The organism is Cupriavidus sp. 05N38, assembly GCF_056397345.1.
This window is the reverse complement of the sequence record NZ_JBFTNF010000001.1, coordinates 1-22,452: the sequence shown is the minus strand read 5'-3', so window position 1 is coordinate 22,452 and position 22,452 is coordinate 1. Positions and strand designations below refer to the sequence as shown.

Here is a 22,452-nt window from a genome sequence, read left to right as displayed (position 1 = left end):
ACCCGCGCCGGTCGCGGCGGGGCAGCTTGTCCTGCGTCCTGCGGCCCTACTGGGGCTGGATGCCGGCTGTCTTCACCACGCCGCGCCACAGCGCCAGGTCCTTGACGATGCGCTCGCTCAGCGCGGCAGGTCCCGCGATCAGCGGCTCGTAGCCGGCTTGCCGCAGGCTGGTCTGGAAGGCCGCGTCCCGGGCCAGCGCCAGGTGCGCCTTGACCAGCGCGTCGACGACATCCGCGGGCAGCTTCGGTGGCCCGATCACGGCAAACCAGCCGCTCATCCGGTAGTCCTTGATGCCCGCCTCAGCCATCGTCGGGACGTCGGGGAGGGCCGGGCTGCGCTGTGCCGAGGTCACGGCCAGCGGGCGCACGTTGCCGCCGCGGATCTGGCTGATGGCGGTGCCGGTGGCGTCGAACATGTAGTCGATCTTGCCGCCGATCAGGTCGGTCATCGCCTGTGCGTTGCCCTTGTAGGGAACGTGGAGCATCGGCGTGCCGCTCATCTGCGCCAGCAGTTCGGCGCACAGGTGGTTCGAGGCGCCGATGCCGGCGGAGCCATAGGTGACGCCGCCCGCGTGCGTGGCGGCGTAGCGGGTCAGGTCCGTCAGGTTCCTGACGGGAGATGCCTTGCTGACCAGCAATACGTTGGCGTAGTCGCTGACCAGCCCGACCGGCGTGAATCCCTTGACGGGGTCGTAGCCGGCCGACTTCTGCACCACCGGCACCATCGTCATCATCGGGCTGGTGACGAAGTCGAGCGTATAGCCGTCGGGCTCGGCACGCGCCGTCATGTTCGCCGCGATGGCGCCGGCGGCGCCGGCGCGGTTGTCCACCACCACGGGCTGCCCCAGCAGCTGGCCGAGCCGGCTGGCGTAGGCGCGGGCGGCGACGTCGGTGGGGCCGCCGGCGGCAAAGCCGACCAGCAGACGGATCGGGCGCGACGGGTAGCGCTCGGCCCAGCACGCGGCGGAGGTGGCGGCCAGCAGCGCGCCGGCGATCAGGTATCGGAACTTMATCTTGTCTCCATCTCTGTTTCGTTTTCGATTTCGTGTTTGCGTGGGTTTGCTGCAGGGCTGCGCTAGCCGATCGCGCCGGCATCGCGCAGCCGCTCGATCTCCGGCAGCGCATAGCCGGCCCCGAGCAGGATGTCTTGCGTGTGTTCCCCCAGCAGCGGGGCGCGGCGCCGCACCGCGCCCGGCGTGGCGCTCAGCTTGATCGGCACGCCGGCGATGCTGACCGGGCTGGCGGAGCCTGGCTGCTCGACCTCGACCAGCATTTCGCGGACCCGGTAGTGCGGGTCTTCGAACACCTCGGCCGAGGTGTAGACCGGCCCGAACGGCACGCGCCCGCCCAGGCACTGCGCCAGTTCTTCCTTGCTGCGCAGCGAGGTGAAGGCCTCGATGGCCTCGATGACCAGCCCGGCGTGCTTCACGCGCGCCGCGTTGGTGGCGAAGGCTTCGTCGGTGACCAGTTCAGGCCGGCCGATCGCCAGCGCGAGCTTTTCCCAGAAGGCGTCGTGCGCGCAGGCGATCGATACCCAGCCGTCGCGGGCGCGGAACAGGCCGAACGGGCAAAGCAGCGGGTGGCGGTTGCCTTCGGGGGCGGGCACGGCGCCGGTGTAGGAGGTCTGGTAGACGATGCGCTCGCACAGGGCCAGCACGCAGTCGGTCATGGCCACATCCACGAACTGGCCCTGGCCGCTCTCGCGCGCCCGGTGCACGGCGGCGAGGATGCCGATGCAGAGCATCAGCGCCGGCACGGTGTCGCCCACGCCGGGGCCGATCTTGGTTGGCGTGTCGCGGTCCGGCCCGGTGATGCCCATCATGCCGCCCATGGCCTGCGAGACCACGTCGTAGGCGGGCCAGTGGGCGTAGGGGCTGGCCCCGCTGCGGGGGTCGCCGAAGCCGCGCACGGTGCCGTAGACCAGGCGGGGGTTGGTCTCGCGCAGGATCTCGTAGGACAGGCCGAGCCGCTCCATCACGCCGGAGCGGAAGTTCTCCACCACGATGTCCGCGCTGTCGATCAGCCGGTGGACGACCGCCCGGCCCCCGGCTGTCTTCAGGTCGACCGCGATCGAGCTCTTGTTGCGGTTGACGCTCTGGAAGTAGCCGCCGAAATCGCGCAGCGTGTCGTCGTCCCGGAACGGGCCGGTGATGCGCGTGCCGTCGCCTCCCATGGCTTCGACCTTGATCACCTCCGCGCCATGGTCGGCGAGGATCTGCGTGCAGAACGGTCCTGCCAGCATCTGGGTCAGGTCGATCACGCGAAGGCCCGAAAGGGCGCCCGGGCCGTGGCCGGGCCGCTGTGCGGGGTTTTCCATGCTGTGTTCCGGTGATTTCCAACTTGTTTGGCCGCGCGCCGGGCTGCCGGCGTCGCAGGCATGGCCAGGCGCTCGCGCCGGCCACCAGTGCGGGGATGCCTGCGCGGGCTATGCCGCCATCTTTCCAAGCAGCGCATCGGAGATGATGCGCATCTGGATCTCGGACGTGCCCTCGAAGATCTTGGTCAGGCGGGCATCGCGCCAGTAGCGTTCCGCGGCGAAATGCGTGGTGTATCCGGCGCCTCCGTGGATCTGCAGGCCTTCGCTGGTGACGCGCTCCGACATCTCGCTGGCGAAGAGCTTCACCATGGCGGCCTCGGTGTCGCAGCGCATGCCCTCATCGATCTTTTCGCAGACCGAGTAGAGCAGGGCGCGCGAGGCTTCGATCTGCGTGGCCATATCGGCCAGCTTGAAGCGGATCGCCTGGAAATGCCCGATGGGCGAGCCGAACTGCGCGCGGTCGCGGGCGTATTGCAGCGCATCGTCCAGGCTGCCCTGGGCCAGGCCGATCGAGCGCGCGGCGGTGTGGGCGCGGGCGGTTTCCAGCCCGGCGGTGGTGAGGTAGAAGGCCTTGCCTTGCTCGCCCACCATCTTCGAGGCGGGCACGCGGCAGCCGTCGAAGGCCAGTTCCCACGTGGTCCAGCCGTGGTAGCCGATCTTGGGGATCACGCTGCCCTTGACGCCCTCCGGCAGTTGCCCGCGCGGCTTCTCCACCATGAAGGCGCTCAGTCCGCGGTGGCGGGCCCTGGCGTCGATCACGGGGTCGGTGCGGCAGACCACGAGGATGAAATCGGCCTCGTCGGCGAAGGTGCACCAGTACTTGCTGCCGGTGATGAGCCAATCGTCGCCATCACGCACGGCGCGGCAGGAAATGTTGGCCACGTCGGAGCCGGCATTGGGCTCGGACAGCGAGAAGGCGCCCAGGAACTCGCCGCGCGCCATGCGCGGCAGATACTCCGCCTTCTTCTCGGGCGGCAGGCCCTTCAGGGCACCGATCAGGCCGTTGCCGCGGGCGATCAGGCTGCCCACGCTCATCCATCCCCGCGAGAGCTGCTCAGCCACCAGGCAGTACTCGTAGGCGCCGAGGCCCAGGCCGCCGTATTCCTCCGGGATCAGGATGCCGAAGTAGCCCAGTTCGGCCATCTCGTCGATCAGTTCGCGCGGGATCTGCCCTTTGTCGGGGTCCAGCTTGTTGGCGACAGGCAGCACGCGCTCCATCGTGAATTGATGTGCGGCTTCCTTGATCATGCGCCGCTCTTCAGTCAGTCGTTGCACCTTGCGCTCCTTCGGTAAGTTCGTTTCGCCGTGGTCGATGGCGTTTATGTGCGTACATAGTAGCTGAGAAACCATGGCGGCTGGCAAGCCGAAAGAACACCACCCACCCATCCCGGGTGGGTCGGCGGCTTAATTTCGAGGAAGTATGGCGATAATTTCGCCTCGCCCCCGCGGCCGGACATGCCTCGCCCGAGGTTGACAACACGTTTGTTATGGGCGACTATGTACGTACAAAGATTTTTGTGTGCAACGGAAGCGACGGATTGCGACGTGGAGAGAACAATGGGAAAAGGCAGGGCGGGAAATTACTTCGAGGACTTCCGGCTGGGCATGACGATGCGGCACGCCACGCCGCGCACACTGACGGACGGCGAGCGCAGCCTCTATGTCGGGCTGACCGGGAGCCGCGCCGCGCTATACACCGCGCAGACCAATGCCAGGCTGGCGGGACTGGAGCGCCTTCCGCTGGAAGACCTGCTGGTCTTCAATACGGCATTCGGCAAGACCGTGCCGGATATCTCCCTGAATGCGGTGGCGAACCTCGGCTACGCGGATGTCCGCTTTCTCTCTCATGTCTATGCGGGCGACACGCTGTTCGTGGAAAGCGAGGTCATCGGCCTGAAAGAGAACTCGAACCGCAAGAGCGGGGTGGTCTATGTGCGTTCCTCGGCGAGGAACCAGGCCGGCAAGGAAGTCCTGAGCTGGATCCGCTGGGTCATGGTGCACAAGCGTGACCCGGCCGCGCCGTGCGGCGAACCGGTGATCCCGCAACTGGATGCCGTGGTGGCGCCGTCGCGCCTGGCGCGGCCCGGCTACTGCGCGGGCGCCCGCGATATCTGCATGGCCACCGGCGTACAGGACCTGTGGGAAGACTATGAAGCCGGCGAACGGATCGACCACGGCGGTGCCATGACGATCAACGACAGCGACCACAGCATTGCCACGCGCCTCTACCAGAATACGGCCAAGGCCCATTTCGATGGCTTCTCCATGGCGGCCAGGCCGGGCGGGCAGCGCCTGGTCTATGGCGGGCACATCATCTCTATCTGCAAGGCGTTGTCTTACGATGGTCTTGAGAACGCCTTGTCCATCCTGGCCGTCAACGGCGGCAGCCACGTCAATCCCAGCCATGCCGGCGACACCATCGCCTGCGCCACCGTGGTGCTGGACAAGCTGGACCTGTGCAGCCCCCATGTAGGCGGGCTGCGGCTGCGCACGATCGGCGCAAAGAACATCCGCAGTGCCGCCGACATCAGCTTCCCCGCCCCGGACGGGGGCAAGACCGAATACCCCTCGAACGTGGTGCTCGACCTCGACTACACCATCGCCATCCCGCGCAAGGCGCGCTAAAGAACACAGCTACAGGAGACTCTCATGACGACTGCAACCCATCCCAGGCTCGCGCTGTTTGCCGGCGAGAAAGTATTCCCCGCCTTGTCTGCCTGCGAACACTTCGCCGGCAGCGAGAAGCTGATCGGCAAGGCAATGGACCTGCAGGTCGAGTACGGCCCGGTATTCGACATCACCTGCGACTGCGAGGACGGCGCCGCGGCCGGCCAGGAAACGGAGCACGCGGCCATGGTCGTGCGCATGATCAATTCCGAGCGCAACCGCTACGACAAGGCGGGCGTGCGCATCCATGACCCTGCGCATCCGGCCTGGCGGCAGGACGTGGACATCGTGATCGGGCAGGCCGCGAGCCGGGTGGCGTACATCACCATTCCGAAGGCAACCAGCCACGAACAGGTGCGCGAGGTCATCGACTACATCGGCCGCAAGACGCGCGAGGCCGGCGTGAACCGGGTGGTACCGGTCCACGTCCTGATCGAGACGCACGGCGCGCTGCGGGACATCTTCCATATCGCGGCGCTGCCGCACATCGAAGTGCTGGATTTCGGCCTGATGGACTTCGTCAGCGGCCATCACGGCGCCATCCCGGCCGCGGCCATGCGCAGCCCGGGGCAGTTCGAGCACGCCTTGCTGGTCCGCGCCAAGGCGGATATGGTGGCCGCCGCGCTCGCCAACGGCGTGGTGCCGGCGCACAACGTGTGCCTGAACCTGAAAGATGCCGAAGTGATCGCCGCCGACGCCGCTCGGGCGCGCACGCAATTCGGCTTCCTGCGCATGTGGAGCATCTACCCCGCCCAGATCCAGCCCATCGTCAATGCCATGCGGCCGGATTTCACCGAGGTGGCCGACGCGAGCGCGATCCTGCTCGCGGCGCAGGATGCGGACTGGGGACCGATCCAGTACAAGGGCGAACTGCATGATCGCGCTACCTACCGCTATTTCTGGAGCGTGCTGGAGAAGGCCCGGATCACCGGCATGTCGCTGCCGCCGGAGGCCGAGTCGCGCTTCTTCGGGCAAGACGCGCGCGCGTGAGGCCCGCAGCCTGGAGGCATCGCCGGTGCTTGCCGTGATCTGACCCGGGCACGTCGGCCGGGCCGCCTTCTTGCCGTGCCACCCGGATCGCCGAGTGCGGCTGCCTAGGCACGGGCGGCGCGGGAAACCGCAAAGCTGTCCTCGATCATCCGGAAGTCGACGATCTCTCTCTCGGAGACGGTCAGGATAAGCGTGAAGGCGGTTTCGATGTCCTTGCCGGTATGCCTCACGCGTGAAGCGAGTTCGCCGATGAGGACCGCGCGGCTATCGTTTGTCAGGATGTCGTGGATATCGAACCGCAGCGGCTCCAGCAGCCTTCGTGAATCGCGGAAGAATTCAGTCGCAGCGTGGCGGCCAACGCGCCTTCCGATCCAGGGCAGGACACCGACGTCACCCGCGATCTCGAAGCGCAAGTCCTTGCTGAAGAGTGCTGCGATCACCTCGGGGTCCGCGCCGGCGCTCAGCCTGGCGAGAAATTCGCTCGCAATGCGGTTGGTTTCCAGAATACCCATGCTGTTTATCCTTGGTTTGCGGAGCCTGTCCCCGATCCCGCTGCGCAGGCGCTCGCGTTGATTGCCTGGCGCTGACGGAACGCAATGCTGGCGCCGAATGCCCAGACGTGCGTCTTAGTTCGGTTGCGTGGCCGCAGCCGGCTGGGCGTTCTTTGCGTCGGCAGCCACAACAACGGTCTTCTGGGTGGCTTGTGCGGCGTGGACGTCCGCTCTGGCGGCCGCGCGTGCCTTTTCGATGACGTACCAGTCTGGCCCCGCATGCGCCGAAATCGATGTGAGAAACGCCACGGCGGTGACGGAAGCCAGCATCGCGATCTTGAGCAGGGCCAGCCGTGGCAGTGACTGGGTTTGTTGGCGGAGTCGAGCGTTGGTCATCATGATTCCTTTGGCGGGATGGCGTACCAGCAAGCAAGTGCGTGCCTGGTCTCGGTACCGGAAACATGCGGATGGCCAGATGCTTGAGGACCGATGGATGAAGGATGGTCCAGGAATGCGATCACGTCCAAGACCCATATCCCATCGACGCGATAGGCAAATTGAATAGTGGCGTGGAGCGGTTGGCGCGCCTGGCGAGATAGAGCCCTGGAGGTTCTTGCCCGCAAAGGAGGCGGCGGAAAGTGCATGCCGCGGCTGGATGGATGTTCGCCGGCGGCATGTGCGTTCTCCCCGAAGTGCTCAAATGGCCGCGTACCGCAGCCGATGCCTGGCGCCCGGGGGCCGAACTTCCGTGCCGTTTCGGATCGGTTGCCATCCCGGCGTTCACCCGATGGCGATGTGGTCGCGGGGCAAGCCTCAAGGGGGCCCGATCGCGATGGTGCCCGGCGACGGTGATGGCCAGAAATGAGCAGGATATGTCCCCAAACCGTCACAGTTAGAGCCTCAGTGAAAACCCGTAGAACGTAGACTGGTCTCACCAGCGGTCAGAAGATTGYTGATCCTGGCGGGCACAGGGACCTGGTGGCAGAAGTCACGGGGTTTTGCACAAGTTGACGCGGACTGGATGGCACTGAGTGTTGCCTCTTTTCGCAGATGAATCTTTGTCTTCGTGTACCTGTGGAAGCATAGGCTTGGCCGGGGCGGCGGCAGGTGCTGCCTTGGTTTGTGACAGATACCGGGCGCGAGCCCGACTGAGGACAGAGTCATCATGATGATGCGGAATCGGAATACCTCCTTCCTATTTGGAGGCAATGCTCCCTACGTCGAGGAACAATACGAAGCGTACCTTGCCGACCCGAACACGGTGTCGGAGGAGTGGCGCGGGTATTTTGACGCGTTGCAGGGGGTGCCGGCGGTTGATGGCTCGGACGCAGGCGACGTCGCACACGCGCCGGTGGTGTCTCGCTTCGTCGCGTTGGTCAAGCAGCCGCGGACCGGAGGGCGCTCGGAGAACGACGTACTGAGTTTCGCCCGCAAGCAGGTCGCCGTACAGGCCTTGATTTCGGCCTATCGCATGGTCGGTACCCGCAATGCCCATCTGGATCCGCTGAGCTGGACGGCGCCGGTGCCGGTGCCTGAATTGAACCCGAGCTACTACGATCTGTCGCAAGCGGACATGAACACGAAGTTCAGCATGTCGGGCGCCCATTTCTCGGACGAGGATGCAACGCTTGGCGATCTGGTGCAGGCGCTGACAGAGACGTATTGCGGGACGCTGGGCGCCGAGTTCATGCATCTGGCCGATCCGGATCAGCGTAACTGGTGGTCGATGCGTCTCGAGTCTTCGCGCTCGAAAGCTACCCTGGACAGGGGTGACAAGCTGCATATCCTCGAACGGCTGACGGCCGCCGAGGGTCTCGAAAAATACCTGCATGCCCGCTATGTCGGCCAGAAGCGCTTTTCGCTTGAAGGTGGCGAAGCGCTCATCGTCCTGCTGGATGAGTTGGTCGCATACGGTGCCACCAAGGGAATCAAGAGCTCAATTCTCGGCATGGCACACCGGGGGCGTCTGAACGTCCTCGTCAATATCGTCGGGAAGCCGCCGGCTGCGTTGTTCGACGAGTTCGAGGGGAAAACCGCGAGTCTTCTTCCGGCGGGCGACGTCAAATATCACAAGGGCTTTACCGGCTTGCTCCCGACGGCAACCGGGCCGGCGGAAGTCACGCTCGCGTTTAACCCGTCGCACCTTGAAATCGTCAACCCGGTTGTTCAAGGTATCGCTCGCGCGCGCGCCGAAGTACTGGGGCAAGGTGCGGGCGCTGTCCTGCCGGTGGAGATCCACGGGGACGCCGCGATCTCGGGGCAGGGCATTGTCATGGAGACGATGAACCTGGCGAATACCAGGGGCTACGGCACGGGCGGCACGATCCATGTGGTTGTGAATAACCAGGTTGGCTTCACCACTTCCGACCCGAGAGATGTCCGCTCGTCGTTCTATTGCACCGACATCGCCAAGATGATCGAGGCACCGGTCCTGCATGTGAACGGCGACGACCCCGAGGCGGTCATTGCCGCAACGCGCCTGGCAATCGATTTTCGTGCGACGTTCAAGAAGAGCGTCGTGATCGAACTGGTCTGCTTCCGCCGCCATGGCCACCAGGAACAGGACACGCCGAGCATCACGCAGCCGTTGATGTATCGCTCCATCGCGGGCCACCCGGGTGCCCGCACCCTCTATGCAACGAAGCTTGTGGACGAGCGGATTCTGACGGAGGAAGACGTGGAGAGGTACGTCCATGACTACCGCGAGCGTCTTGACGCTGCGCAAACCGCGGAAGAGAGGAAGCCGGCCGGCCAGAAGGACGRAGAGGTGAGCTGGCCGCAGCTGCTCGATGGCAACGTCGACCGCATCTATTACGCGCCGCCCTTGCCGGACCTCGTTCAAAAGCTCGCACTCAAGATCACCAGCGTTCCCGAGCATTACGCGCTGCATCCGCTGGTTGGCAGGGTGATATCCGCTCGTCGCGAGATGGCGCAAGGCAAGCGTCCGCTGGACTGGGGCATGGCCGAGCACATGGCCTTTGCCTCGCTTCTCGCCGCTGGCATCGACGTGCGCCTGAGCGGTCAGGACAGTGAGCGCGGTACGTTCAGCCATCGTCATGCGGTACTCCACGATCAGAAACGGTCGATTCGGGGAGTGGGCACATATGTCCCGCTGCACCATGTGTCGGATGACCAAGGGCGGTTCTCGGTCACCAACTCGGTTCTGTCGGAGGCGGCGGTTCTAGGCTTCGAGTACGGATACTCGATTGTCCGGCAAAACGCGCTCGTATTGTGGGAGGCGCAGTTCGGCGACTTCGCGAACGGGGCGCAGGTTGTCATCGACAATTTTCTGTCTGCGGGCGCTGCGAAGTGGGGGCAGCATAGCGGTGTCACGATGCTGCTTCCGCACGGTCAGGAAGGGGAAGGCCCGGAACACGCGTCCGCGCGCCTCGAGCGCTACCTGCAACTGTGTGCGCAGGAGAACATGCGGGTCTGTCAGCCCACGACGCCGGCTCAGATTTTCCATCTGCTGCGCATGCAGGCCGTGCAGCGCGATCGCGTGCCGCTTATCGTGATGACGCCAAAATCGCTTCTGCGGCACCCGGAGGCTGTCAGCAGCCTCGATGATCTCGCCGCGGGCCGGTTCAACGAGATTCTTGCCGAATCGCCTACGGAGGAAGCGGCGTCCAAGGTCGATCGGGTCATCCTGTGTTCGGGCAAGGTCTACTTCGAACTTCTGGAGCGTCGGCGCAAGGCCGAAAAGGACAATATCGCGCTGATTCGCGTTGAACAGTTGTATCCGTTCCCCGCGAAGCAGATCAGTGCAGAACTGGAACGCTATCCGAATCTGAAGAGTGTGGTCTGGTGTCAGGAAGAGTCAAAGAACCAGGGTTCGTGGAATTTCGTCATGGAACAGTTGCTGGACATCGTGAAGGCACCTGCAGCGCTGCGCTATATCGGCCCCGAGGCAGCCGCATCGACCGCACCGGGTTACCGGTCGATGCACGTTGCGCGTCAGGAAAAGTACCTGCACGCAGCGATTGACGAGTAAAGGCAGCAGGGGCGAGTCGGAGACGATGTCACTGATTCGCCTTCCTCGTCTCGATCCGCTGCGCTGGACCGTGCCAGCGCCGGCGCCTGAATCAGACCCGCGCTACCACGATCTGTCCCAAGCGTGTCCAGTGCGGGTATTCGAAACCTGAGTCACCGCGTACATCGGCGTCGACCGGAGCCACCGGCCCGATCGGCGTTGAAGCCAAACCACTCGTTTTCGGGGTAAAGCATGAGCACATCACAAAAGGTTGTCGTCGTTACCGGCGCATCGCAAGGTATCGGCGCCGAAGTCGTCAAGGCATTTCGAAAGCTCGACTACCGCATTGTTGCGACCGCACGTTCGATCAAGCCGTCGGACGACCCGGACATCCTGACGGTAGCCGGTGATATCGGTGATCCGGCGACCGCCCGACGTGTCATCTCGGAAGGTGTCGCGCGATTTGGCCGGATTGACACGCTGGTGAACAACGCCGGCATCTACATCGGGAAGCCTTTCACCCAATACACCGCCGAAGACTACGCTGCCGTGATGAATGTGAATGTCGCGGGCTTCTACTACGTCACGCAACTCGCAATCGCCGAAATGGAGAAGCATTCGAGCGGCCATGTGGTCAGCGTGACCACCAGCATCGTTGACCATGCGATCAGCGGCTTGTATTCGGTACTGGCAGCCCTGACGAAAGGTGGTCTGAACGCCGCCACGAAGTCGCTGGCGATCGAGTACGCCAAGAAAGGTATTCGCGTGAATGCCGTCGCGCCGGGGGTCATCAGGTCGCCGATGCACGCGCCGGAAACCCACAAGGCGCTGGATGCGCTCCATCCGATGGGACGCATGGGCGAGATGAGCGATATCGTCGACGCTATCCTGTTCCTCGATTCGGCACCGTTCGTCACGGGAGAAATCCTGCACGTCGACGGCGGCCAGAGTGCTGGTCACTAAGAGGCGCCGCCAAGGTCCCCTTTGCAGTTGCCGCCGGCAGACAAGACCGCGGGCAATTTTCATGAGCCCCTCGTGGAGGATAACGAGGGATTCAAAGCCAACACGCAGTAACGCATCCGGCCTCATCGAGCCATCGCCCGGCACCTGGGCGCCACGCTCCCGATGACGGATGCGCATCACGCCTAATCCAAGGACGAACGGGAATGCCCCAGACCCAATTCACAAGTGCCAAAGACGAACTTGTCGCCCGCTTTATCCCCTTTTTGCAAGAGGTCAAGGACATGACCACGAGCACTGAGGTCGAGCAATGGCTGAATACGAAGCATGGCGTTGAAAGCGAGTTGTACAAGGACTTGTCGCGACTGATTACCCTCGGTGTGCGGGAGGGGTGGGCGGCCGATGTCGAAATCGCGGGACCGCGCTACCGCCGCTCGCGACTCGGCCTGCCCTGCGCGGAGACGCTCTTCTTCAGCATCACGGCGGTGCTGATGGACAGCACCGATAATGCCCAGGACAACCCCGAAGGCAGCTTCCGTGGCGACTATCACTCGCACCCGTATGGCGAGTTCAATCTCGTGGTGCCGCTCAATGAAGGCGCCGCGCTCGCGGGTCCGAACGGCTGGTGTTATGGCGGCTGGACGGCACCGGCGCCGGGAAGCCACCACTACCCGGAAGCCAAGGGCGGCGCTGTCATCTCGCTTACGTTCCTGCCCGCGGGACGGATTGCGTTCGACGTCGAGCCGCCGCAGCATTGAAGCGCTCAGGGATGTGCGATGGGCTGACCTGGCAGACGCCCGGGCCCGGTCAGATCAATATGCGCGCGGTTCGCGAGCGGGCGTGGTTGCAACGCCGTCGGCTGCGTACTCGACGCGATTCCTGCCAAGCTCCTTGCTTCGGTACAGGGCCTCGTCAGCACGCGAGATCATGCCGTGAATGGTATCCCCATCCTGCACGCAGGCCACGCCGAGGCTTGCGGTCATCCGTCCCGTCACAGAGAAGTCGCGCGCCGAGACCGCATTGCGCAGCCTTTGGGCAAACAGAACGGCGTCCCGCAGGCCGGTATCGGAGCAGATCAGCAGGAACTCTTCGCCGCCCCAGCGGCCGATGGTATCCGTCGCCCGCTTGACTTCGAGGATGCAGCGCGCCATTTCGACAAGCACCCGGTCGCCAACCTGGTGACCGTGGGTGTCGTTGACGGATTTGAAGCGGTCTACGTCGATCAGGATGATCGAGAACAGGCTGCCATCGCGTCGGGTGCGTTCCAGCGCGCTGGTCAGCACTTCATTCAAGTGCCGCCGGTTGAATACGCCAGTGAGCTGGTCGGTCTTGGAAAGCGCTTCGAGCTGCCGGTTCTTCTCGAGCAGTTCCGCCTGGGTAGCCTGGATTTGCGCGAAGGCTTCGGCGCTGATCTGAATGGCCTCGCGCGCGGCCATTTCCGCTTCCGTGCGCTGCGCAATGATCAACTTCAACCTGCGCAGTACCTGGTTGAAGCCGTTGATGACGCTGTCGAACTCGGTGCGGCCCAGCCCGGCAAGCTCGTCAAGATGGTCGCCGTGGCTGGAGGCAAGCTCGAACAGGGCTGCCCGCAGATGCTCGAGTGGCCGGAAGACCATGCGCAGCCCGAAGGTCAGCAAGAGCACCAGCGCGACGTCGATGGCGGCCACCTCGGTTACCCCCTGGACCATCGCCGCGCGCAAGGCCTTGTGCATATTGTCGCGGGTGAAATGGATGACGGCCTTGCCGATCGCCTGGTTCCTGCGCGCCGGATCGATGTCGTCCGGCGGGTAGAGCGTCACCTCGCCCAGGGCGTCGCGCCCACTGGCCTCGGCGCAGGATAGCGCGCCTGGCGCGGGAACCTGGCCCGCGGCCATCGCGCGGCGGACTTCCGCATAGACCTCCTGGCGGTCGGGGGAGAAAATGCAGGCTTCGGTGACCTCCGGATGGATCAGGGTTGACTCGAGCCTGGTACGCAGGATCCCTACGTTCAGCGCCCAGGTCGGCTCCGCCAGGCTCTGCCCGAGTCCTTCCAGGACTTCCGCGCGTGTCCGCTCGAAACGCTGCTCGAGGTCCTGCCGCAGCAGCCATTGCCGATGCACGGCAAAGGCGCCCAGCGTTGTCGTCGTGGCAACGATAAGCAGCACGATCATCCTGTTCCGGATCGAATGAACCGGTGGCGGCAGTGGCATGAAATGCGCGATCTCGGGTAATCAGGGAAACATTCTATTCGTCTGCCGCCTTGTCGAACAATTGCCGGAACCTGGCGAGTTCCGGATGCGATTCCTCGTACTTCTTGCTGAATCCGATGTGGACGGTTTCGCTCTTGATGGTCATGGCGCGCCTGGACTTGTAGCGCATGCGCTCCGGGAGGCCCTGGGCTTCCAGTGTGACCAAGGCCTCGTTGATGACGACACTGGGGTTGACCACGCAGTCGATCTCCCGCACCAGCATCTTCTTGACCAGATCCTGGAATTCATGTCCCTCGACGATGCCGATCTTGCCTTCGCTGGCAAGCTGGAAAAAACGCTTGCCGGGCGCCAGGTAGCCACGCTGGTTGCCGAATTTCAGGCCGGCGAAATCGTCCGGAAAGGTATTGAACGTGCGGCCTTCAATCGAATCGCGGTTGCAATGGACCGCGACATCTTCGGTGTAGAAAGGCTTGGAATGATTCAGGAACGGCCGCTCCTGGGGGCGGTAATACACGCCCAGCACGCCCGCGCTGTTGCCGTTCTTTGCTTCCTCGACGGTGCGCGCCCACGACGCAAACCGGATCTGCACCTTGTATTCCGGGATCCGTTTGAGGACGCGCTGCAGGTTTTCGACATAGGACCCTTTGGGCATGCCGTTCTCTTCGTAGGATTGCGGCCGTTGGCCGGCCTCGGAGTACAGCAGAATGGTTGTCTGCGCCAGGGCGAGAGGGGCAGTCCAGAACACGCAAGCTGCGCAGATGATCCGGCAAGGACGGGAGAGATGCATGGCGTCAGGTGATGCAATGGAAGGTACAATGCCCGGCCCCTGCGCGGCCGTGCGTTGTCCCGCGAGCCGGCGCAGCGTGGGCCCCTGCGACCATAACGGCAATTTCTCCAAATGGTTTAGCTCTTTAAAGGGGGGGCGTGGGGCCCGCCGCTGGCTGCGCTTCCGCCGTTTGAGCGATGAGTGCCGAAGCCTGGGTCAGGAAGCATTGTGTTGGAGTCATTCTCGTCGCCCACGAGGCCGCCCTCCGGTGGGGACTACAATCCAGATCACCATGGGTATCGCACCGCGCGATCACGCCGTGGCATCACCACAACGACCACCATGCGCATCCCACCATTGAAGGCGATCATCGCCTTCGAAAGCGTCGCGAGAACCAAGAGCGTGAGCCGCGCCTCGGAGGAACTGGGGCTCACCGCCTCCGCGGTGAGCCACCAGATCAGCAACCTCGAAGCAGTCATTGGCCAGCCGCTGTTCTTCCGCCAGGGCCGGGGCCTGGTCATGACGCCGCTTGGCGAGCAGTACCTGCGCGAGGTGACGGGCGCGCTGGCGGACCTCAACCGTGCCACCGAGCGCGCATCGAGCCAGGCGAACGTGGAAATCCTCCGTGTCCACACCAGCCCGAGCTTCGGGCTGATGTGGCTGTTGCCGCGGCTGACATCGTTTCATGCCGACAATGGCGATATCCGGCTGAACCTGTCGTGTTCGTACGAGGACGTGTCGTTCACCAGCGGATACTACGACGTGGACATCCGCTACGGCTACGCTCACTGGCGGGACCTCCAGGTCAAGACGCTGCGCAACGAGTCCATCACTCCGCTGGCGTCCGAAGCCTATCTTCGCGCGCATCCGGTCCATGCGCCGGCCGACCTCCTGGGAGAGCGCCTGATCTGCTCCGAGACGCCGCTGGTCCAGTGGCAGCAATGGTTTGCCCGATTTGGCGTGGCCCACGTCCACAAGACATTCGACTTCTCGTTCGACCGCTCATACATGTCGCTGGAGGCCGCCGCGCTCGGGCACGGCATCGCGCTGGAAAGCACGCTGCTTGCATCGGTGCTGATCCGCAACGGGCGCCTCGTGCCGGTCTTCGACGCGTCGCACGGCGTGGAGGTCGGCGGCCATCATGTCGTCTATCCGACGCAGAATGCGGATCTCCCGCGCGTGGCGCGGTTCCTGGCATGGATGGACCGGGAGATGCAGGCAGGGGCCAGCCGCTTGCCGCAAGTGCTGATTGATCCGCCTTTCTCGCCGCCCGTCCGTTGATTCATCTGAAAATTTCTCAGCCATAGCTGAGGCGTATCGCGTTGATCGGTGCCGGGCCAGGCACCACACTGAAGCCATCATTTCAACAGTCAGGAGACAGAAATGCTGGTTGATAAAAAAGTCGTCATCGTCACAGGCGCCGCCTCCGCGCGCGGCATCGGCAAGGCCACCGCGAAGGCGCTGGCCGCGCAGGGTGCGCTGGTCGTGATCCTCGATCTTCGCCTTGAAGACGCCCAGGCCGCGGCCGGGGACCTGGGCGACCAACACCTGGGGCTGGCCTGCGACGTGACCGACAAGGGCGCCTGCGAGCGCGCGGCACAGGCGGTCATCGCGCGCTATGGCCGGATCGATGCGCTGATCAATAATGCCGGCATCACGCAGCCGCTGCGCACGCTCGATATCCAGGGCGGCAATTTCGATGCGGTGGTGGACGTCAACCTGCGCGGCACGCTCTATATGTCGCAGGCCGTGCTGCCCCAGATGAAGACGCAGAAGGGCGGCAGCATCGTGTGCATGTCTTCCGTTTCCGCGCAACGCGGCGGCGGCATCTTCGGCGGCCCGCACTACAGCGCAGCGAAGGCCGGGGTGCTGGGCCTGGCGCGCGCGATGGCGCGCGAGTTCGGCCCCGACAGCATCCGCGTCAACTCCATCACGCCCGGACTGATCCAGACCGACATCACCGGCGACAAGCTCACCCCCGACCTGCGCGCCGACATCATCAAGGGCATCCCCCTGGGACGCCTGGGCGATGCCGCCGACGTCGCAAACGCGTGCCTGTTCCTGGTGAGCGACCTGTCCACCTACCTGACCGGCATCACGCTCGACGTCAACGGCGGCATGCTGATCCACTAGTTTTCCCCTCATAGCCGCCCGCAGAGGCGGTCATACCGCAAGCCCGTGCACCCGGACCTACCGGGGCACATGGCAGGAGACACACATGAAAACCAAGTATGCGGCTTCGCCCCTGGCGGGCGATGCGCCCCCGCGCACCGATGCGGCCACCTTCGAATCCCGGACCTACGCCAAGGTGGTCCGCCGGCTGATCCCCTTCCTGATGCTGTGCTACCTCGGTGCCTACCTGGACCGGGTCAATGTGGGTTTTGCCAAGCTGCAGATGCTCAGCGACCTGCATTTCAGCGAAACCATCTACGGACTGGGCGCCGGCATCTTCTTCCTTGGCTATTTCCTCTTCGAAGTGCCCAGCAACGTCATCCTCCACAGGGTCGGTGCCAAGCGCTGGCTTGCCCGGATCATGCTCACCTGGGCGGTGATCTCCGCGAGCTTCGCGTTCGTCAGCACGCCCACCTCCTTCTACGTGCTGCGCTTCTTGCTCGGCGTGGCCGAAGCGGGCTTCGCACCGGGCGTGATCCTGTACATGACGTACTGGTTCCCGTCGGCGCGGCGCGCCAAGGCCCTGTCGATGTTCTTCATGGCGATTCCGCTGGCGGGGATCGTGGGGGGGCCGCTGTCCGGCTACATCATGCATGCGTTCCACGGTACCGCGGGGCTGGCCGGCTGGAAGTGGTTGTTCATGATGGAAGCGCTGCCGTCCCTGGTCCTCGGCGTTGCCATCCTGCTCTATCTCGACAACGGCATCCAGGCCGCGAAGTGGCTCACCGATGCCGAGAAGGCGCTGCTGGCACGCAACGTCGAAGCCGACAACGCCCACAAGGTGGACCATATCTCGATCCGTTCCTTCCTGGCCGACCGCAGGCTGTGGCTGATGGCGGCCATCTACTTCTGCGTGGTGCTCGGCCAGTACGGGCTGACGTTCTGGCTGCCGACGATCATCCGCAAGTCCGGCGTGGCCGACCCGCTGTGGGTGGGCATCTTCACCGCGCTGCCGTACCTGTGCGCCATCGTGGCATTGCCGCTCGTCGGCATGAGCGCCGACCGCCACCGCGAGCGCCGCTTCCACCTGATCGTCCCGATGATCGTGGCCGCAGCCGGCTTCGCCACGCTGCCGATGCTCAACGGCGTGGCCGCATCGCTGATCTGCCTGTGCATCGCCGCGGCCGGCATCCTGGCCTCGTCCTCGCAGTTCTGGTCGCTGCCCACGGCGCTGCTGGGCGGCATGTCGGCAGCGGCCGGCATCGCGGCGGTCAACTGCGTGGCCAACCTGGCCGGCTTCTTCTCGCCCGCCATCGTCGGCTGGCTCAACGACCTGACAGGCAAATCCACTGCCGGGCTGGTGTTTATCTCGGTGACGGTCGTCGCGGGCGCGATGCTGGTACTCCTCGTGCCGGCCAGGATCGTCAACCGCTGAGCGCGCCGCACCGCCATCCTTATTTCATCCTCTGATTCACTGCAGGAGACAACATGAACCACGCAACATCCGACACCGTAGTGCCACTTGCCGAACGCGCCTACCGGATCCGCCGCAACGCCCTCCTGATGGGCGAAGTGCAGGGCCAGGGCTACATCGGGCAGGCCCTGGACATCGCCGATGTGCTCGCCGTCGCCTACTTCGGTGCCATGCGGTACCGCGCGGACGACCCCGAGTGGGAAGGCCGCGACCGCTTCCTCCTCTCGAACGGGCACTACGCGATCGCACTGTACGCGGCGCTGCTCGAGGCCGCTATCCTGCCCCCCGAAGAACTGGAAACCTACGGCAGCGACGACAGCCGCCTGCCAATGTCCGGGATGGCCAGTTACACCCCGGGGATGGAGATGTCCGGCGGGTCCCTGGGGCAGGGCCTGACCATCGCGGTCGGCCGTTGCCTGGGCCTCAAGCGCAAGGCCTCCGACGCGTTCGTCTACACGCTGTTCTCCGACGGCGAGCTGGACGAAGGCGCCATCTGGGAAGGCATCCAGTCGGCGAGCCACTGGAAGCTTGATAACCTGATCGCCATGGTCGACGTCAACAACCAGCAAGCCGACGGCCCGTCGACGCAGATCATGGCCTTCGAGCCGCTGGTCGAGAAGATGGAGGCCTTTGGCTGGTTCACACAGCGCGTGGACGGCAACGACATCGACGCCGTGGCAGCCGCCTTCGACGCCGCGCGGGCCCATCAGGATGCCCGCCCGCGCATGATCATCTGCGATACGCGCATGGGGTGCGGCGTGCCGTTCCTCGAACAGCGCGAGAAGAACCATTTCATCCGCGTGGATGCCCACGAGTGGCAACTCGCACTGCAAGCACTGGAAGCCGGGAGACAAGCATGAGCACCACTACCACCGACAAGCCGAAGCTGAAGACATCGGCCATGATCGCCTCCATCGCCGGCGCAGGACAGGCCGCCCGCTCCGCCCCGTTCGGGCATGCACTGGTGGAACTGGCGCGCAGGAAAGCCAACGTGATCGGCATGACCGCCGACCTGGGCAAGTACACGGACCTGCATATCCTTGCGCAAGCCCTGCCCGAGCGCTACTACCAGATGGGCATGGCCGAGCAGTTGCTGATGGGCGCGGCGGCCGGCTTCGCGCACGAAGGCGCCCAGCCGTTCGTCACCACGTACGCGGTATTCGCCACGCGCCGCGCCTACGACTTCATCCACCAGGCCATCGCCGAAGACAATCTCGATGTGAAGATCGTCTGCGCTCTGCCCGGCCTCACCACGGGATACGGGCCCAGCCACCAGGCGGCCGAGGACCTTGCGCTGATGCGGGCAATGCCGAACATGACCGTCATCGACCCGTGCGATGCGCTCGACATCGAGCAGATGGTGCCGGCCATCGCCGCGCACAAGGGCCCGGTCTACGCGCGCCTGCTGCGCGGCAACGTGCCGGCGGTGCTTGACGAGTACGACTACAAGTTCGAACTCGGCAAGGCCAAGCTGCTGCGCGACGGCGCCGACGTGCTGGTCATCTCCTCGGGCATCATGACCATGCGCGCGCTCGAAGTGGCCAAGGCGCTGGAGGCCGACCGCGTCGGCGTGGCGGTGCTGCACGTGCCCACCATCAAGCCGCTGGACACGGCGACGATCCTGCGCGAAGCCCGGCGCTCCGGACGGCTGGTGGTGGTGGCCGAGAATCACACCGTGATCGGCGGCCTGGGCGAGGGCGTGGCCGCGGCAATGATGCGGGCGGGCGTGCATGCGCCATTCCGCCAGATCGGCCTGCCCGATGCGTTCCTCGCTGCCGGCGCGCTGCCGACACTGCATGACCGCTACGGGATCTCCGCCGGCGTGATGGCGACCACCATCAAGGGCTGGCTGGGGTGAGGGCGATGGCCGCCGGACGCCGCGGCGTTTGCCGGCTGAGCGGGGCGGCGGTCATTGTCCCGCTGCCGGCGTTCTTGATGAAAGGCCGCCGGCAGAAGCACCGGGTAATGCATAGCCAATCATGAACAGCGCGGCTTCCAGCGCCTGTAATTGGTTGCGCCGGGCTCCGAGCCGCATGAACTGGCTGACCTTCGCACCGGAATGGTCGAGGACGGCGGCGAGCAAGCGACTTGCGCGCAGATTCCATTCGGCATGCAGCGGACCGGATTTCAGCCGGGGAAAGGCAAGCGATCCTTCACTGGGATTTCGACGCTTCGGGTTGCTTTCCTTGACGGCCTCCTTGGCTGGCGCCCAGGGGAAACCAAGTCCGGCGGGCACCGCGCTTTTTCCTTCGGCCTGGCAGAATTTCGTCACCGCCCACCCTAGTGCCGCAGCGACCCGGCTGTCGTAGATGACAAGCTCGTCGCAGACGAGTGAATAGACTTTCGTCATGCCCGCATTGAAGCGCAGTTCGCGTGCCGTGAGAAGCGGATGACGCATGTCGCCTCTGTTCAACGCATTACGCACATCGATAATCAATTGTGCCAGGCCTGCTTCGTTCATATTCAACCACTGGACGTTGCCGCCAGTCACGCCACCCCACTTCATGACATCGGCCGCGGCGAGGCAAACGCCGGCGTCATCGGCGGGCGTGCCGAGGGACTCAGTCAAATCTTGTCGAAGTGCTTCCCGCGCGGCGAGGTTCGATTGAAACGTTCGACCAGCATCCACGCCGAGGCGCGCAATGGCCGGGTGGCTCCATTTGTACTTGGCAAACGCATCGTACAAGCTGTCGCATTGCCAATGCCGTCCGGATTGTCGGTCGGTGTACTCGTGCCGGAACATATCGGTGTCGAGATGCCGCCCCATCCACGCGACAAAGCTCTGCACGTCGTCCCTGCCTGGCTCCGCCAGCTTCATTTATCGTTTCCTCTTGAAAATCCCGGGCCGACGGCGTGCCACACGGCAGTATCGGCAATCCGCTTCGCGCCTTGAATCCGGGGTGAACTGCGGTACGGGATCGGAGCAAGCACTGCGCCGTGAGCTTTTGACGGCCCCGGATATCTTGTCGCCGAGAATGGAGTCACTAAGCGAGGCGATCATATTGCTGCATCCGGCCCCGGGAGGCCTGCATGGACGTCAGCCAACCTCGACCCGCGTTTCGCCACCGTTCATATGTCTATCTGCGGGGCCTCGAACGCGTTCAACAATGCACGTACCTTGGGCGGTACGAGCCTGCGCGACGGCGTTAGCGCGTATACCTTCAACGGGGACGAAAGAAACGTGGGGAACAAGCGAACAAGCTCCTCTCGCTTGACATGGTCTTCGACGTACGTTGACAGCAATCTCACAACGCCGAGGCCTTCAGTTGCGGCGCGCACCCGAATCCCGACGTTTGGCGTCCTTACGCTCGGGCGTACCGGGATTCGTCCGATCTCGCGCCCATCGTCAAAGATATCCCAGAACGTGTCCTCGCCGTCCACGATCATCGGCCAGGATTCGATATCCTGCAATTGTCGTGGGAGGCCACGCTTGGCAATCAATGCTGGTGCGGCATAAAAGGCGCGGTCCATCGCCATCAGGCGTTTGCTCACCAGCGAACTGTCCGGCAATCCGGCGTCGGTTTTGACGAATGCAATGTCGTATCGTTGTTCGAGGAGATCGGGAATCTCCCGGGTATCGTCGATCTCAACCTTCAAGTCCGGATAAGCCTTGAGCAGTTTCATCAGCGCGGGCGCCAGGTGAAGCCATCCAGTCTCGTATGGCGCCGCCAGCCGCAAGGTGCCCGATACCTGTTGCTGGGTTGACTTCGCGTCGTTGTCCGCTTCACGCAGTTCATTGAGCAGCGGCGCGATCCGGGCATAGAGCATTTCGCCCAGATCCGTCACCCGGACCTTGCGTGTGGTCCGGTCAAGCAATCGATTGCCCAGCCGCGCTTCCAGGCGGGTAAGCGAAATACTGATCGATTGCTTTGGAATGCCGGCACGATCGCCGGCGGCCGTAAAGCTACCGGCCTCCACGACCCTGCAGAAATTTTCCCAATCTCTCCAGTCCGCGGTCTCATCATGTCTCTTGTGCAACATAGTCCTACGCGGCACCTAAGGCCGCTCGAAAGTCAGATCATTGGCGAACCGGACCGCGCCTTTCCAGCCGAAGCCGACGTTGGCGCCCGAACAAGACGAAGCATCAGGCGCGCGTCTTCCAGCTCCGCGCCGTCGTGTCAACGATCGACGTATTGTCTGGCGTAGGTCGACTCCCAGCCGCCACCGAGTACCTTGCATAGCGTAATGAGGTTGGCGGCGGCGGTTGCCCTGCTCAGCTCAAGATTGCGCTGCCCTTCGAGCAACTGTTTCTGCACGTTCAGGACGTTGAGGTAATCGATGGCGCCAGCCTTGTACCGTTGCTGCGCGATCGAGAGCGCGCGCTGGTTCAGGCTCACGACCTCGGTCAGCCGGTCGCGCCGCCGCTGCTCGGCATCGTAGGCGAGCAGCGCGTCGTCAACCTCGCGCCAGGCTTCGAGCAGGGTGCGTTTGTAGACGATCGCGGCTTCCTGTTGCTGCGCCTCGCGCAGATGCAGCATCCCCTTGAGCTTGCCGCCCTCGAAGATGGGAAGCGAGAT

Annotated in this window: 20 protein-coding genes; 10 read left to right on the top strand and 10 right to left on the bottom strand. The window is 64.2% G+C overall.

Translation table 11 applies throughout. The features are described from left to right. Positions 1-46: 46 nt before the first annotated feature. The 3 genes from AC1DK4_RS00100 to AC1DK4_RS00090 form a co-directional block, all read right to left on the bottom strand. Positions 47-1,012, bottom strand: coding sequence for a Bug family tripartite tricarboxylate transporter substrate binding protein (locus tag AC1DK4_RS00100; protein ID WP_441614803.1), 966 nt, complete (start codon positions 1,010-1,012; stop codon positions 47-49). Positions 1,013-1,074: 62 nt separating this feature from the next. Then, on the bottom strand, positions 1,075-2,316 hold the full coding sequence (locus tag AC1DK4_RS00095; protein ID WP_441614801.1) for a CaiB/BaiF CoA transferase family protein: 1,242 nt from the start codon (positions 2,314-2,316) through the stop codon (positions 1,075-1,077). A gap of 108 nt (positions 2,317-2,424) precedes the next feature. Next, positions 2,425-3,591 (bottom strand): acyl-CoA dehydrogenase family protein, encoded by a 1,167-nt coding sequence (locus AC1DK4_RS00090; protein WP_441614799.1) that lies wholly within the window; start codon positions 3,589-3,591, stop codon positions 2,425-2,427. Positions 3,592-3,873: 282 nt separating this feature from the next. On the opposite strand from AC1DK4_RS00090, the gene AC1DK4_RS00085 reads away from it, so the two are divergent. Together AC1DK4_RS00085 and AC1DK4_RS00080 are read left to right on the top strand one after the other, a co-directional pair. Then, positions 3,874-4,941: a MaoC family dehydratase gene (locus tag AC1DK4_RS00085; RefSeq protein WP_441614797.1), complete on the top strand. Its 1,068-nt coding sequence runs from the start codon at positions 3,874-3,876 to the stop codon at positions 4,939-4,941. Between the two features lie 24 nt (positions 4,942-4,965). Further along, the gene (locus tag AC1DK4_RS00080) at positions 4,966-5,973 is read left to right on the top strand and encodes an HpcH/HpaI aldolase/citrate lyase family protein (RefSeq protein WP_441614796.1); all 1,008 of its coding nucleotides are present in this window, start codon (positions 4,966-4,968) and stop codon (positions 5,971-5,973) included. 104 nt (positions 5,974-6,077) lie between these two features. Here AC1DK4_RS00080 and AC1DK4_RS00075 read toward each other — a convergent pair whose 3' ends face one another. Continuing rightward, positions 6,078-6,485, bottom strand: a complete 408-nt coding sequence (locus tag AC1DK4_RS00075) for a nuclear transport factor 2 family protein (RefSeq protein ID WP_441614794.1) — start codon at positions 6,483-6,485, stop codon at positions 6,078-6,080. A 114-nt stretch (positions 6,486-6,599) separates the two neighbouring features. Next, complete coding sequence (locus AC1DK4_RS00070) at positions 6,600-6,863, bottom strand: hypothetical protein (RefSeq protein ID WP_441614792.1); 264 nt, start codon at positions 6,861-6,863, stop codon at positions 6,600-6,602. A 766-nt stretch (positions 6,864-7,629) separates the two neighbouring features. Here AC1DK4_RS00070 and AC1DK4_RS00065 point away from each other — a divergent pair. The 3 genes from AC1DK4_RS00065 (at position 7,630) to AC1DK4_RS00055 (ending at position 12,152) form a co-directional block, all read left to right on the top strand. Then, complete coding sequence (locus AC1DK4_RS00065) at positions 7,630-10,455, top strand: 2-oxoglutarate dehydrogenase E1 component (protein ID WP_477131347.1); 2,826 nt, start codon at positions 7,630-7,632, stop codon at positions 10,453-10,455. Between the two features lie 231 nt (positions 10,456-10,686). Then, positions 10,687-11,397 carry an SDR family NAD(P)-dependent oxidoreductase gene (locus AC1DK4_RS00060; protein ID WP_441614788.1) on the top strand — a complete coding sequence of 237 codons (711 nt, stop codon included), beginning with the start codon at positions 10,687-10,689 and terminating at the stop codon, positions 11,395-11,397. A 203-nt stretch (positions 11,398-11,600) separates the two neighbouring features. Next, entirely contained in the window at positions 11,601-12,152 is a 552-nt protein-coding gene (locus AC1DK4_RS00055) for a 4-hydroxylaminobenzoate lyase (RefSeq protein WP_441614786.1), read from the top strand. A gap of 54 nt (positions 12,153-12,206) precedes the next feature. On the opposite strand, the gene AC1DK4_RS00050 is transcribed toward AC1DK4_RS00055, so the two are convergent. Together AC1DK4_RS00050 and AC1DK4_RS00045 are read right to left on the bottom strand one after the other, a co-directional pair. Then, positions 12,207-13,544 (bottom strand): GGDEF domain-containing protein, encoded by a 1,338-nt coding sequence (locus tag AC1DK4_RS00050; protein WP_441614784.1) that lies wholly within the window; start codon positions 13,542-13,544, stop codon positions 12,207-12,209. 73 nt (positions 13,545-13,617) lie between these two features. Next, positions 13,618-14,481, bottom strand: a complete 864-nt coding sequence (locus AC1DK4_RS00045; protein WP_441614782.1) for a substrate-binding periplasmic protein — start codon at positions 14,479-14,481, stop codon at positions 13,618-13,620. 210 nt (positions 14,482-14,691) lie between these two features. On the opposite strand from AC1DK4_RS00045, the gene AC1DK4_RS00040 reads away from it, so the two are divergent. From AC1DK4_RS00040 to AC1DK4_RS00020, 5 genes are all read left to right on the top strand, one after another. Further along, a complete protein-coding gene (locus AC1DK4_RS00040) occupies positions 14,692-15,630 on the top strand; it encodes a LysR substrate-binding domain-containing protein (RefSeq protein WP_441614780.1) in 939 nt (312 codons plus the stop codon). A 102-nt stretch (positions 15,631-15,732) separates the two neighbouring features. After that, a complete protein-coding gene (locus AC1DK4_RS00035; RefSeq protein ID WP_441614778.1) occupies positions 15,733-16,482 on the top strand; it encodes an SDR family NAD(P)-dependent oxidoreductase in 750 nt (249 codons plus the stop codon). Positions 16,483-16,567: 85 nt separating this feature from the next. Continuing rightward, positions 16,568-17,896 (top strand): MFS transporter, encoded by a 1,329-nt coding sequence (locus AC1DK4_RS00030; protein ID WP_441614776.1) that lies wholly within the window; start codon positions 16,568-16,570, stop codon positions 17,894-17,896. A gap of 53 nt (positions 17,897-17,949) precedes the next feature. After that, positions 17,950-18,795 (top strand): transketolase, encoded by an 846-nt coding sequence (locus tag AC1DK4_RS00025; protein WP_441614774.1) that lies wholly within the window; start codon positions 17,950-17,952, stop codon positions 18,793-18,795. Beyond that, positions 18,792-19,793: a transketolase family protein gene (locus tag AC1DK4_RS00020; RefSeq protein WP_441643273.1), complete on the top strand. Its 1,002-nt coding sequence runs from the start codon at positions 18,792-18,794 to the stop codon at positions 19,791-19,793. Before AC1DK4_RS00025 ends, AC1DK4_RS00020 begins: the two co-directional genes overlap by 4 nt. 51 nt (positions 19,794-19,844) lie before the next feature. Here the strand turns inward: AC1DK4_RS00020 and AC1DK4_RS00015 are convergent, their stop codons facing one another. The 3 genes from AC1DK4_RS00015 to AC1DK4_RS00005 form a co-directional block, all read right to left on the bottom strand. Further along, positions 19,845-20,753 carry a hypothetical protein gene (locus AC1DK4_RS00015; RefSeq protein WP_441614770.1) on the bottom strand — a complete coding sequence of 303 codons (909 nt, stop codon included), beginning with the start codon at positions 20,751-20,753 and terminating at the stop codon, positions 19,845-19,847. A 251-nt stretch (positions 20,754-21,004) separates the two neighbouring features. Continuing rightward, entirely contained in the window at positions 21,005-21,916 is a 912-nt protein-coding gene (locus AC1DK4_RS00010) for a LysR family transcriptional regulator (protein WP_441614768.1), read from the bottom strand. Positions 21,917-22,053: 137 nt separating this feature from the next. Beyond that, the coding region (locus AC1DK4_RS00005) for a TolC family protein (RefSeq protein ID WP_441649668.1) at positions 22,054-22,452 on the bottom strand (399 nt) is incomplete at its 5' end.

What these genes read in the sequence shown, in the direction of transcription:
- AC1DK4_RS00010 (WP_441614768.1), bottom strand. Translation starts at nt 21,916, where the DNA reads ATGTTGCACAAGAGACATGATGAGACCGCGGACTGGAGAGATTGGGAA.
- AC1DK4_RS00015 (WP_441614770.1), bottom strand. Translation starts at nt 20,753, where the DNA reads ATGAAGCTGGCGGAGCCAGGCAGGGACGACGTGCAGAGCTTTGTCGCG.
- AC1DK4_RS00085 (WP_441614797.1), top strand. Translation starts at nt 3,874, where the DNA reads ATGGGAAAAGGCAGGGCGGGAAATTACTTCGAGGACTTCCGGCTGGGC.
- AC1DK4_RS00070 (WP_441614792.1), bottom strand. Translation starts at nt 6,863, where the DNA reads ATGATGACCAACGCTCGACTCCGCCAACAAACCCAGTCACTGCCACGG.
- AC1DK4_RS00080 (WP_441614796.1), top strand. Translation starts at nt 4,966, where the DNA reads ATGACGACTGCAACCCATCCCAGGCTCGCGCTGTTTGCCGGCGAGAAA.
- AC1DK4_RS00075 (WP_441614794.1), bottom strand. Translation starts at nt 6,485, where the DNA reads ATGGGTATTCTGGAAACCAACCGCATTGCGAGCGAATTTCTCGCCAGG.
- AC1DK4_RS00060 (WP_441614788.1), top strand. Translation starts at nt 10,687, where the DNA reads ATGAGCACATCACAAAAGGTTGTCGTCGTTACCGGCGCATCGCAAGGT.
- AC1DK4_RS00020 (WP_441643273.1), top strand. Translation starts at nt 18,792, where the DNA reads ATGAGCACCACTACCACCGACAAGCCGAAGCTGAAGACATCGGCCATG.
- AC1DK4_RS00025 (WP_441614774.1), top strand. Translation starts at nt 17,950, where the DNA reads ATGAACCACGCAACATCCGACACCGTAGTGCCACTTGCCGAACGCGCC.
- AC1DK4_RS00030 (WP_441614776.1), top strand. Translation starts at nt 16,568, where the DNA reads ATGAAAACCAAGTATGCGGCTTCGCCCCTGGCGGGCGATGCGCCCCCG.
- AC1DK4_RS00095 (WP_441614801.1), bottom strand. Translation starts at nt 2,316, where the DNA reads ATGGAAAACCCCGCACAGCGGCCCGGCCACGGCCCGGGCGCCCTTTCG.
- AC1DK4_RS00040 (WP_441614780.1), top strand. Translation starts at nt 14,692, where the DNA reads ATGCGCATCCCACCATTGAAGGCGATCATCGCCTTCGAAAGCGTCGCG.
- AC1DK4_RS00035 (WP_441614778.1), top strand. Translation starts at nt 15,733, where the DNA reads ATGCTGGTTGATAAAAAAGTCGTCATCGTCACAGGCGCCGCCTCCGCG.
- AC1DK4_RS00055 (WP_441614786.1), top strand. Translation starts at nt 11,601, where the DNA reads ATGCCCCAGACCCAATTCACAAGTGCCAAAGACGAACTTGTCGCCCGC.
- AC1DK4_RS00050 (WP_441614784.1), bottom strand. Translation starts at nt 13,544, where the DNA reads ATGATCGTGCTGCTTATCGTTGCCACGACGACAACGCTGGGCGCCTTT.